The 440-nt window shown below is 44.1% G+C and carries 1 protein-coding gene and 1 pseudogene; both read right to left on the bottom strand.

From position 1 onward, the window contains the following. Positions 1-128 (bottom strand): annotated as a pseudogene (locus tag F1735_RS34290) (transposase); the annotation flags it as partial. A gap of 128 nt (positions 129-256) precedes the next feature. Beyond that, positions 257-440, bottom strand: a 184-nt coding sequence (locus tag F1735_RS36085; RefSeq protein ID WP_222853198.1) for a hypothetical protein, incomplete at its 5' end; no start/stop codon positions are given.

Raw genomic sequence — 440 nt, 5'->3', positions numbered from 1 at the left:
AAATCGAAGCGCCGGTTAAATCGATACTGAGCCTCGGCCAAATAGAGAAAACCATATTTATCGAAATTGAAAGCATGGTAGGTTCCGCCGGTGGCGGTTTTCAGGTTACTCAGAACGGTATTTATCCGGTGACTATTCAGCCTCTGGGGGGGCTGTAAAAATCTATTTAAAATCAATGGGTTGCGGCCATCTGAAAACAGCTGAAAAACGCGAAAACCCGGCTTTTTTCATAAAAACTGCGTAAATCGTGCCTTTTTCAAGCGTAAAAATCACGTAACTCATTGATTTGTAAGGGCTGAATAGTTACTTTATCCGAGCCTCTTGCAAAACTAGCGGAACGGATGAAAATTGCTTGGCAGCGCAAGCGAAAAGGTGGGAGTGGGCGCCCATTTCTGGCATGATTTAGTTTCTGAAGCTTAATCAAAACGCCCACACCATGA

The organism is Massilia genomosp. 1 (assembly GCF_011682185.1).
In the GTDB taxonomy this organism is placed as follows: Bacteria; Pseudomonadota; Gammaproteobacteria; order Burkholderiales; family Burkholderiaceae_D; genus Telluria_A; species Telluria_A rubra.
This window is presented reverse-complemented; position numbering and strand designations above follow the sequence as displayed.